Source organism: Roseovarius sp. MMSF_3359 (assembly GCF_030733385.1).
Lineage (GTDB): Bacteria > Pseudomonadota > Alphaproteobacteria > Rhodobacterales > Rhodobacteraceae > Roseovarius.
Window position 1 is genome coordinate 1 of record NZ_JASHJC010000032.1, and the last position, 9,507, is coordinate 9,507.

A 9,507-nucleotide genomic window follows, 5' to 3' on the forward strand; every position below is an offset into this window, starting at 1 on the left:
TTCGCCCAGCCCGGCGCGGCGGGGCAGACCCGCGTGGAGGGGCATTTGATGCGGCCGAACATCGTGGTTGTGATGGCCGATCAACTGGCGCCGCAGTGGACCGGTGCTTATGGCCATGCCGTTGCCAGGACGCCGCATATGGATGCGTTGGCAGCACGGGGGATGCGGTTTGACGCGGCCTATTGCAATTCGCCGCTCTGCGCACCATCGCGGTTCGCTTTCATGTCCGGGCAGCTCATCAGCCGGATCGCCGCCTATGACAATGCCAGCGAATTCCGCGCCTCGGTGCCGACATTCGCGCATTACCTGAAGGCCTTGGGCTATCGCACCTGCCTTTCGGGCAAGATGCACTTCGTTGGACCGGACCAGAAGCACGGGTTCCAGGACCGCGTGACGACCGATATCTACCCGGCCGATTTCGCCTGGACCCCCGATTGGGAGGCACCAGACGAGCGGATCGACAAGTGGTATCACAACATGGCGACGGTCAAGGAAAGTGGGGTTGCGCAGGCCACGTTCCAGATCGATTATGACGACGAGGTTGGTTTTGCCGCGCGCCGTTGGCTGTTTGACCGGGCACGTGACCGGACGTTGGGGGATGAGACGCCGTTTCTGATGGTTGCGAGTTTCATCCATCCGCATGACCCCTATGTGGCGCGGCCCGAATGGTGGGATCTCTATGATGACGCGGAGATCGACATGCCGGCATTTGTTCCGGCGCTGGAGGATCAGGATCCGTTTTCGCGCCGGGTGATGGACGGGATCGAGGCCAGTGTCGTGCCTTTGAGTGAAGAGGAAATCCGTCGGGCACGCCGCGCCTATCTGGCCAATGTCAGCTATTTCGACAGCAAGGCGGGCGAGGTTGTGCGCACGCTGGAAGAAACCGGCGAGATTGACAACACCATTGTCATCGTCACCGCCGATCATGGCGACATGCTTGGTGAGCGTGGCCTCTGGTACAAGATGAACTTCTTTGAGCATTCGGCCCGCGTGCCACTCATCATGGCGGGACCGGGGGTGGTGCAGGGCACTGCCGCCAATGCCTGCTCGCTGGTGGATCTGATGCCCACATTTGTTGATATCGCAGGGGGCGATGCGGCCATGTTTGGCGAACCGGTCGATGGACGGTCGTTGATGCCACTGGCGCGCGGTGAGGTCGATCCGGTGGATGAGGCGATTGGCGAATATTGTGCCGAGATGACGCCCTATCCGGTCTTCATGATCCGGCGCGGGGACCTGAAATACATTCATTGCGATCCTGATCCACCGCAGCTTTATGATCTGGCACTGGACCCGCTGGAGAAGAAGAACGTCGCGGCTGATCCGCTCTACAAGGACCGTGCCGCGGCATTCGCTGCCGAAGTGGCCGAGCGTTGGGATAGTGAAAAACTGCGCAGCGATATCATGGCGACGCAGAAGTCCCGCCGGGCGCTGCATGCGGCGATGGAGGCAGGTGCGGGCGAAGCGTGGGATTTCAACCCGCCGCGCGACGCCAGCCAGGAATATGTGCGCAACCATATGGACTGGACCGAGGCCGCGAGCCGCTACCGGTTCCCACCCCTGAAGGAGACAGACAGATGATGCTGGAGGGCAAAACCGCGCTGGTAACAGGCGGGCGTGGCGGGATCGGGCGGGCCATCGTCGCACGGTTCCTGCGCGAGGGTGCGCGTGTCTATGCCGCGGACCTGACACTGCAGGGGTCGCTTGCGGCGCATGACGACGATGGCAGTCATTTCATTAAACTGGATGTCACGCGGGAAGCCGATGCGATTGCCGCGATGGCACAGGTTGGCGAAGAGGCGGGCAAGCTCGACATCCTTGTGAACGCCGCGGGCATCGAGATCGAGAAGACGATCGAAGAAACCTCGCTGGAGGAATGGAACCTGTCCTTCGCGGTTAATGCGACCGGCACGTTTCTGACGTCGAAATATGCGCTTCCCTTGATGCGCAAGGCAGCTGCAGGCGGGACGAGCGCCAGCATCATCAATTTCGGTTCTTACGATGGGTTTATCGCCGATCCCGGGCTTGCAGCCTATTGCGCCACCAAGGGGGCGGTGCATGCTTTGACGCGTGCAATGGCCTGTGACCATGGCCCCGAGGGTATCCGTGTCAACGCGATCTGCCCCGGCTATGTGGACACGCCGATGTTGCAGAGCTTCTTTACCGGTGACGGTTCGGGGGGAGGTGGCAAGACGATTGACCAGTTGCAGCAGGCCGTCCGCGACGTGCATCCGATGCGCACCTATGGCACGCCCGAGGATATCGCCAATCTGGTCAACTGGCTGGCGAGCGACGAGGCGCGCTATGCCTCGGGGCAGCTCTGGGTGCTGGATGGCGGCCTCTCGGCGCAAGTGCAGCAGATGAAGCTATGAAAACCACGTCCCCGGTCAGATCTGATGCCGATGCAGCGCCGCAATACGCATTTGGTGAACTGGCGTGGCAGGCAACCCTGAAACCGGCCCGAAGCAAACCGGATTTACGGCTGGTTCATAACGCCAAGGACCCCGAAACATGAGTAAGCCCGTCATCATCACCTGCGCGCCCACGGGCGGCATCCATACCCCCACCATGTCCGAGCATCTGCCGATCACCCCCAATGAGATCGCAGAGGCCAGCATTGGCGCGGCAGAAGCCGGGGCGTCGATCATCCACCTGCACGCGCGCAATCCGGAGAATGGCAAGCCGGATCCTGATCCGGAGCTTTTCATGCAGTTCCTGCCGCGGATCAAGCAGGCGACGGGTGCGGTGATGAATGTCTCGACTGGTGGCGGGCTTGGCATGACGCGCGAAGAGCGCCTGCGCGCGGCGCTCAAGGCTAGTCCGGAGATGGCCAGCATGAACATGGGGTCGATGAATTTCGGCATCTTCCCGATGATGCAGAAATATTCCGGCTGGCAGCATGAATGGGAGCCGGAATTCCTCGACATGACGCGCGATTTCATCTTCCGCAACACGTTTGCGGATATCGAATACGCGATGCGTGAGCTGGGCGATGCCCACGGCACCAAGTTCGAATTCGAATGCTACGACCTGGGGCATCTTTATAACCTTGCCTGGGTCGTGGATCAGGGCTGGGTCAAGGCGCCTTTTTTCGTGCAGATGGTGTTTGGCATCCTAGGGGGTGTCGGCGCTGATCTGGACAACCTAATGCACATGCACACGATTGCCGAAAAGCTCTTTGGCGATGATTATGAATGGTCGGTGCTGGCCGCCGGGCGCCACCAGATGACGTTTACCACGCAGGCCGCGATGCTTGGCGGCAATGTCCGTGTGGGGCTGGAGGACAGCCTCTATATCGGCCCCGGCCAGAAGGCCACATCCAACGCTGAGCAGGTCACAAAGATCCGCTCGATCATTGAAAATCTTGGCAAAACCATCGCCACCCCCGAAGAAGCGCGCACGCGTCTGGGCCTCAAAGGTGGCGATCAGGTGAATTTCTAGGGGGCGACTATGCAGACAAAGATGCTCATCAACGGGGAAATGGTCGCGGGCGGCGGGGAGGCGATTGCCGTACTCGACCCGTCCACCGGCGCTGAGGTGGCGCGGATCAACGAGGCGACGCCAGACCAGGTTGAAGCCGCGGCGGTCGCTGCGCATGAGGCGTTTGAGACCTACCGCCTCTCCACGCCTTCCGAACGGTCCTCGCATTTGCACGCCATCGCGGATGTGATCGAGGCCAATATCGAAGAATTGTCCGAGTTGGAAACGCTTGATGTGGGCAAACCCTGGCCCATGGCGCGGGATGAGGAGATGCCGCTGACCATCGACACGTTCCGCTTCATGGCGGGCGCCGCGCGGACGATGACCGGTTCGGCGACGGGCGAATACGTGACCGGCCATACCAGCATGATCCGGCGTGACCCGATTGGCCCGGTGGCGTCGATTGCGCCCTGGAACTACCCGCTGATGATGGCGGCGTGGAAGATCGCGGCGCCCCTGGCGGCGGGCTGTACGATGGTTCTGAAACCGTCCGAGGTCACACCGCTGGCGACGCTGCGTTTGGCGGAACTTCTGGCCGATGTGCTGCCCAAGGGCGTTTTCAACGTTATCCACGGCCGCGGGGCCTCGGTGGGTGACAAGCTAATCAACGATCCACGGATGGAGGGGATTTCGATTACCGGCTCACCTGCCACAGGCATGGCGGCGATGCGCGCGGCCTCGAACCAGATCCGTCACGTGCATCTGGAACTCGGCGGCAAGGCCCCGGTGATCGCCTTTGACGACGCCGATATCGACGCGCTGGCGGAAACAATTCGCTTTGGCTCTTTCTTCAATGCAGGGCAGGATTGCGCCCAACCCTGTCGCGTGCTGGTGCAAGAAGGTGTTTATGACAAGGTTGTCGCCGCCATCGCGGATCAGGTGGCGCAGATCAAGATTGGCGCGCCCAAGGCCGAGGGGACGGAAATGGGCCCCATCGTATCAGAAATACAGCGCGAGCGGGTGGCGGGTTTTGTCGACCGCGCCCGTGGCAGTGCCGAGATCGCCGTGGGCGGTGGCATGGGCGAAGGCGCGGGCTTCTTCTACCAGCCGACGGTCGTGGCCAATGTCGACAATGACGCCGAAATTGCCTGTTCCGAGGTGTTTGGCCCTGTGATCACGCTATCGCGCTTCAAGGACGCGGATGAGGCGCTCAAGATCGCCAATGCAGGCCGCTACGGTTTGGCATCGTCCATCTGGACGCGCGATCTCTCGACCGCGATGCGGATGAGTGCGGAAATCCGCTATGGCATGACATGGGTCAACACCCACGGGATGCCCACGGCGGAAATGCCCTGGGCGGCGATGAAAGGGTCGGGGACGGGCTGTGACATGAGCGTTTATGCACTCGATGCCTATACCTCGATCCGTCACGTGATGGTGGCACACTGATGCGGCTCGCGGGGAAACGGGCGCTGGTCACCGGCGGGCGGCAGGGGATCGGCCGCGGCATTGTCGAGGCATTTCTGGCCGAGGGGGCCGAGGTAATGACCTGCGGGCGCGGGCCACAGCCCGACGGGTTGCCGGAAGGGTGCGGCTGGCAGAGCGCGGATGTGTCGAACCCCGCGCAGGTGACGGCGCTTGCCCAGGCTGCGGGCGCGATCGACATTCTGGTCAATAACGCAGGTGTTCAGGTGGAAAAGACCGTCGCGGACAGCAGCGATGCCGATTGGGACCTGGTCATTGGGGCGAATTGCCGAGGTGTGTTCAACACCTGCCGGGCGTTCATTCCGCAGATGCCCAAGGGCGCGTCGATCATCAATATCGGGTCGATCTCGGCGCGCGTCGCGGACCCCTCGATGGCGCTATATAATGCGTCCAAGGCCTTTGTGCATGGGCTGACACGTTCCATCGCGGTGGATCACGGGCCGGATATTCGATGCAACGCGATCTGTCCGGGATGGATTGAAACCGGTATGCTGGAAGCCGGGTTTGACCTTTCGGAAAATCCGGAGGCCGCGCGCAAGGACGCACTGGCCCGCCATGCCACGCGCCGCTTTGGCAAGCCAGCGGATATCGCCGCGATGGCGGTCTGGCTGGCCTCGGACGAGGCCGGGTTTGCCACCGGTCAGATGTTCACCGTCGATGGTGGCATGACCGCCGCATCGCCCATCAACACGGGGCTCTTCTGATGGCGGATACCTCTCACACGGCGGTCTTGGGCGCAGGCGTCATCGGCGCAAGCTGGGCCGCGCTGTTCCTGGCCTCCGGGCGGTCGGTTGCGGTCTTTGACCCCGCACCAGACTCAGAAGGCGCGGTGCGCGCCTATATCGAGCAGGCTTGGGCCACAATGACCGAACTGGGTTTGACGGCCCGCGGCGACCCGAGCCGGATCAGCTTTCACACCTCGGCGGCCGAGGCGGTTGAAGGCGCCGGTTTCATACAGGAAAACGTCCCTGAACGGCTCCCCGTCAAACACGCGACATTTGCCAAGATTGAATCAGTCCTCGCACCGGAGGCCATCGTGGCCAGCTCCGCCTCGGGGCTCACGCTGGGGCAGATGCAGGGCGGGTGGAGCGACCCGGCGCGCTTTGTGCTGGGCCATCCGTTCAACCCGCCGCATCTCATTCCTTTGGTTGAGGTCATGGGCAACGAGCGGACGGCGGCGGGCGTGGTCGAAGGGGCCGAAGCCTTTTACGCCGATATAGGCAAGGTCACGATCCGGGTGCAGAAGGAAGTGCCGGGCCATGTGGCCAACCGTCTGCAGGCGGCCGTCTGGCGCGAGGCCATACATCTCGTGCAATCCGGCGTGGCCAGCGTGGGGGATGTGGACAAGGCCATGTCGGCGGGTCCCGGTTTGCGCTGGGCTGCGATGGGGCCGACGACGCTCTTTGGTCTGGGCGCTGGGGCGGGTGGATTGACGGCTTTCTGCGACCATTTCACCGACACGTTCAACGGCTGGTGGGATGACCTGGGAACACCGCACCTGACCCCGGAGATCACCCAGGTGCTGGTGGACGGTCTGCGGGAGGCAACCGGGGGCGCGCCGGTCGAGGATCTGGCCGCGCGGCGTGACGCGAAAATCGTGGCGATCCAGAAGGCTTTGCGGGGCCGCCCCTCCGATTAAGGCGGATTTAACCAAACCTGCGGTTTTGTTGCCGGGTCGCACACGGGCGTGCGATCGGCCTTGATTGATTTTTCCTGTGTTTTGCAGACTCGCCATAATTGGGGATACAGGCGCAGTCATCCACAACTTATTGCGGTTATCCCCAACAAATAGCTTTACAGGTCGCCCGATAACCCGCACCATATCTAGTATGAACGCGGGGACTAGCCCCCGTTCGTAGAGCAGGCACCTAGCGCTTGGGGCGCTGCCAGGCCCCAAACGCTACAACAAAAAGAGGTGGCGCAATGGCCTTGTCCGAGCAGTTTTTGCAAGAAGACCTTCACCCGATTGATATCGTTGAACATATCGCCGAGCATCACGATTGGGATTTTGACCGTATCGCCGACGATCAGATCGCGATGGCCGTTGAAGGGCAGTGGCGCACCTACTCGATCACCCTTGCCTGGTCCGCCTATGACGAGACGCTGCGTCTGGTCTGCAGCTTCGAGATGGAGCCGCCCGAGGATAAGATACCGGCGCTCTATCACGCCTTGAACGAGGTGAATGACCAATGCTGGGCGGGGGCGTTCACCTTCTGGAACGAGACCAAGCTGATGGTCTATCGCTATGGGCTGGTCATGGCGGGCGGTCTGGGGCCGAGCCCGGAGCAGATCGACACGCTCATCACCGCCGCGGTCATGAGTGCCGAGCGGTACTATCCGGCCTTCCAGCTTGTCGTCTGGGGTGACCGCGATCCGCAGGACGCGCTGCAAGTCGCCATTGCAGAGGCCTACGGGCGGGCGTAAACCTGACCCCGCGACGATAACGATCAACGCGGGGATATTTTCATGGACATGTCATTTGTGGCCGAACGTGGCCTGGTTTTGCTGGGATGCGGTAAGATGGGGTCGGCCATGCTGCAGGGCTGGCTAACCGATGGGTTGCCCCCGGCATCGGTATCGGTGATTGACCCCAAGCCCTCGGATTGGCTGCAATCGACCGGGGTCGGTATCAATGCGACATTGCCGGAAAACCCCGCAATCGTGCTGATCGCGGTCAAGCCGCAGATGATGGGCGACGCGCTTCCGGCTATCGCGGCGATGGGCAATGGCGAGACGCTTTTCGTGTCCGTGGCCGCCGGTACGCCGATCGCGGCCTTCGAGGCCGCCCTGGGGGCACAAAGCCCAATCGTGCGCGCCATGCCTAACACGCCCGCCGCCGTGGGTCGGGGGATCACCGCGATCATCGGGAATGCCCATGCAAATGCTGCGCAAATGGACCTGGCCGAAGGGCTGCTCCGCGCCGTGGGGCAGGTCGTGCGGCTTGAGGCGGAGGCGCAGATGGATGCGGTCACCGGCGTTTCCGGCTCCGGTCCGGCCTATGTTTTTCACATGATCGAATGCCTCGCCGCGGCTGGTGAGGCCCAAGGATTGGCACCTGAACTGGCGATGCAGCTGGCGCAGGCGACGGTTGCGGGTGCCGGGGCGTTGGCCGAGGCGGCGGAGGAAACCCCGGCGCAGTTGCGAGTCAACGTGACCAGCCCCAACGGCACGACGCAGGCGGGGCTTGAGGTCCTGATGGATGAGGCCGCGGGCCTGCCGCCCCTGATCGCGGCCACGGTGAAGGCGGCGACGGACCGGTCGAAGGAGTTGGCCAATGGCGGATGAGATCACGTTCGACGATTTCCTCAAGGTTGATATCCGGGTGGGCCGCGTCATGCGCGCAGAACCCTATCCGGAGGTACGCAAACCCGCGATCAAGATGTGGATAGATTTTGGTCCGGAGATCGGTGAGAAAAAGACCTCGGCCCAGGTGACGGCGCATTACACGCCCGAGGCGCTGATCGGGCGTCAGGTGATGGCCGTTGTTAACTTTCCGCCCCGCCAGATCGGCAGGTTTATGTCCGAAGTTCTGGTACTTGGCTTATCCGATGGCCAGGGGGAGATCGTTCTGCTACGCCCGGACCAGGACGTGCCCGTCGGAGAGCGAATGCATTGAAAAGAATTTTGTTGACCCGGCCGATGCCGGAGCGCGTGGTGGCCGCCGCGCGCGAGATTTTTGACGTGGAGATCCGCGAAGAAGCGGTGCCCTTGAAGACTGGTCAGATGCGGGCGGCATTGGCGCTTTACGATGGGGTGATGCCGACCCTGGGCGACATGTTCTCGGCCGAGGTTTTCGACGGGTTTCAGAACCCGCGTTGCAAGATCCTGGCGAATTTCGGGGTTGGGTTTAATCATATTGATGCGGATGCGGCCCGCGCCGTTGGCGTGTCGGTGACCAATACGCCGGGCGCGGTGACCGATGCGACGGCGGATATCGCGCTGACCCTGATGCTGATGTCGGCGCGCCGGGCCGGAGAGGGGGAGCGTCTGGTCCGCGCAGGCGCCTGGACCGGCTGGGAGCCGACGCAGATGCTGGGCCTGCACATGACCGGCAAGACTGTCGGTATCATTGGCATGGGTCGGATCGGGCAGGCGGTGGCGGCGCGGTGCCATCACGGGTTCGGGATGAAAGTGATCTATGCGGGCCGAAGCGAAAAAAAGCTCAAATTCGCGGCCAAGCACGTCACGCAGGATGTTTTGTTGAAAAAGGCAGATTTCGTGGTGCTCTGTGTCCCAGCCAACCCCGAGACGCGGCACCTGATCGGGGCGGAAGCGTTGGAGATGATGGCCCCGCATGCGCGCCTCATTAACGTGGCGCGGGGCGATGTCGTGGATGAGGCGGCGTTGATCGCGGCCCTGCAGGCGGGGCGGATTGGCGGCGCGGGCCTTGATGTTTATGAGCATGAGCCAGAGGTGCCGGAGGCGTTGGCGGCGTTGGAGAATGTCGTGCTGCTGCCGCATCTGGGTACTGCGGCGCTGGAAGTGCGCGAAGCGATGGGGTTAATGGCGGTGGAAAACCTGCGGGTGTTCCTTGATGGCGAGACGCCCCCCAACCTCGTGAACTGATCTGCGGCGCCCGGGAAGGCCCCCTGTCAGGGCAAC

General features: G+C 62.5%; 10 protein-coding genes. All 10 read left to right on the forward strand.

The genetic code is table 11. The features are described from left to right. A partial coding sequence (gene betC, locus RBB29_RS22135) for a choline-sulfatase (protein ID WP_371931542.1) occupies window positions 1-1,581 on the forward strand: 1,581 nt, incomplete at its 5' end. Continuing rightward, window positions 1,578-2,372, forward strand: a complete 795-nt coding sequence (locus RBB29_RS22140) for an SDR family NAD(P)-dependent oxidoreductase (protein ID WP_306117106.1) — start codon at window positions 1,578-1,580, stop codon at window positions 2,370-2,372. The genes betC and RBB29_RS22140, both read left to right, overlap by 4 nt. Window positions 2,373-2,511: 139 nt before the next feature. Further along, on the forward strand, window positions 2,512-3,441 hold the full coding sequence (locus RBB29_RS22145; RefSeq protein ID WP_306117107.1) for a 3-keto-5-aminohexanoate cleavage protein: 930 nt from the start codon (window positions 2,512-2,514) through the stop codon (window positions 3,439-3,441). A 9-nt stretch (window positions 3,442-3,450) separates the two neighbouring features. Continuing rightward, the gene (locus RBB29_RS22150) at window positions 3,451-4,869 is read left to right on the forward strand and encodes a gamma-aminobutyraldehyde dehydrogenase (RefSeq protein WP_306117108.1); all 1,419 of its coding nucleotides are present in this window, start codon (window positions 3,451-3,453) and stop codon (window positions 4,867-4,869) included. Beyond that, window positions 4,869-5,609: an SDR family NAD(P)-dependent oxidoreductase gene (locus RBB29_RS22155; RefSeq protein WP_306117109.1), complete on the forward strand. Its 741-nt coding sequence runs from the start codon at window positions 4,869-4,871 to the stop codon at window positions 5,607-5,609. Before RBB29_RS22150 ends, RBB29_RS22155 begins: the two co-directional genes overlap by 1 nt. Continuing rightward, window positions 5,609-6,544: a 3-hydroxyacyl-CoA dehydrogenase NAD-binding domain-containing protein gene (locus RBB29_RS22160; protein WP_306117110.1), complete on the forward strand. Its 936-nt coding sequence runs from the start codon at window positions 5,609-5,611 to the stop codon at window positions 6,542-6,544. The genes RBB29_RS22155 and RBB29_RS22160 overlap by 1 nt, the downstream gene beginning before the upstream one ends. A gap of 284 nt (window positions 6,545-6,828) precedes the next feature. Next, on the forward strand, window positions 6,829-7,329 hold the full coding sequence (locus RBB29_RS22165; RefSeq protein WP_306117111.1) for a YbjN domain-containing protein: 501 nt from the start codon (window positions 6,829-6,831) through the stop codon (window positions 7,327-7,329). A gap of 42 nt (window positions 7,330-7,371) precedes the next feature. Further along, entirely contained in the window at window positions 7,372-8,190 is an 819-nt protein-coding gene (gene proC, locus RBB29_RS22170) for a pyrroline-5-carboxylate reductase (protein ID WP_306117112.1), read from the forward strand. Continuing rightward, window positions 8,180-8,521 carry a tRNA-binding protein gene (locus tag RBB29_RS22175; RefSeq protein ID WP_306117113.1) on the forward strand — a complete coding sequence of 114 codons (342 nt, stop codon included), beginning with the start codon at window positions 8,180-8,182 and terminating at the stop codon, window positions 8,519-8,521. The genes proC and RBB29_RS22175 overlap by 11 nt, the downstream gene beginning before the upstream one ends. Then, entirely contained in the window at window positions 8,518-9,471 is a 954-nt protein-coding gene (locus tag RBB29_RS22180; RefSeq protein ID WP_306117114.1) for a D-glycerate dehydrogenase, read from the forward strand. The genes RBB29_RS22175 and RBB29_RS22180 overlap by 4 nt, the downstream gene beginning before the upstream one ends. Window positions 9,472-9,507 lie beyond the last annotated feature (36 nt).

Excerpts from the sequence above, each read along its gene's own strand:
- RBB29_RS22140 (WP_306117106.1), top strand. The coding sequence starts at position 1,578 with ATGATGCTGGAGGGCAAAACCGCGCTGGTAACAGGCGGGCGTGGCGGG.
- RBB29_RS22145 (WP_306117107.1), top strand. The coding sequence starts at position 2,512 with ATGAGTAAGCCCGTCATCATCACCTGCGCGCCCACGGGCGGCATCCAT.
- RBB29_RS22150 (WP_306117108.1), top strand. The coding sequence starts at position 3,451 with ATGCAGACAAAGATGCTCATCAACGGGGAAATGGTCGCGGGCGGCGGG.
- RBB29_RS22155 (WP_306117109.1), top strand. The coding sequence starts at position 4,869 with ATGCGGCTCGCGGGGAAACGGGCGCTGGTCACCGGCGGGCGGCAGGGG.
- RBB29_RS22160 (WP_306117110.1), top strand. The coding sequence starts at position 5,609 with ATGGCGGATACCTCTCACACGGCGGTCTTGGGCGCAGGCGTCATCGGC.
- RBB29_RS22165 (WP_306117111.1), top strand. The coding sequence starts at position 6,829 with ATGGCCTTGTCCGAGCAGTTTTTGCAAGAAGACCTTCACCCGATTGAT.
- proC (WP_306117112.1), top strand. The coding sequence starts at position 7,372 with ATGGACATGTCATTTGTGGCCGAACGTGGCCTGGTTTTGCTGGGATGC.
- RBB29_RS22175 (WP_306117113.1), top strand. The coding sequence starts at position 8,180 with ATGGCGGATGAGATCACGTTCGACGATTTCCTCAAGGTTGATATCCGG.